Raw genomic sequence first — 723 nt, 5'->3', positions numbered from 1 at the left:
CGCAGCGCCACATTAGGCACGTTAAAAGCCCCCTGGCCCGCTTGGCTAGATGAACTGGTGCCCGCACTGGAAGAGGCCGCTAAACGTAAAGCCTTCAAAGGCCAAAGCTTCAACGCCAAAAGCCGCGTCAGCTGGCTAGGCGCACTGCGCGAATGGTGCGAGAGCGACCTTGAGCGCCCCGCGCTTACCCCAGCCGCCTGGAAACGCCTGACCCCAGACGGCATGGCCGAGATATGGAAAGAGGGCGCGCCACCCTGCCCAGCCGCCTGGGAAGCGCTGGCGGACATGCCCGCCGCCCTCAACGCCTTACCCGAACCGCGCAACGACCTGCTGATTCACGCCGTGCAGTGGTGCAAACTACGTATGGAGCGCGAGCAGGAACGCCGCGCTGAAATGGGCCCCAACGACCTGCTCACCCATTTAGACCGCGCTCTGCAAGGCCCCAACAAAGACGCCCTGGCTGCGCAGATTCTGCGCCAGTTCCCCGTCGCGCTGATTGACGAGTTCCAGGACACCGACCCGATTCAGTACCGCATTTTTAACGCGGTCTATGACGTCGCTAACCCCCGCCGCGACGCTGCTATGCTACTGATCGGTGACCCCAAGCAGGCCATCTACGCCTTTCGCGGTGCGGATATCTTCACCTATCTGCAAGCCCGCCAAGACACCGCAGGCCGCCACGTCACGCTGGGCACCAACTTCCGTTCCAGCCGCGCCATGGTG

At 63.2% G+C, this 723-nt stretch carries 1 protein-coding gene; it reads left to right on the top strand.

The genetic code is table 11. The features are described 5' to 3' along the window. A partial coding sequence (locus tag INT22_RS12250) for a UvrD-helicase domain-containing protein (protein WP_193068287.1) occupies window positions 1-723 on the top strand: 723 nt, incomplete at both ends.

The sequence above is a fragment of the Halomonas sp. 3D7M genome (assembly GCF_014897885.1).
Taxonomy (GTDB): Bacteria; Pseudomonadota; Gammaproteobacteria; order Pseudomonadales; family Halomonadaceae; genus Vreelandella.
This window is presented reverse-complemented; position numbering and strand designations above follow the sequence as displayed.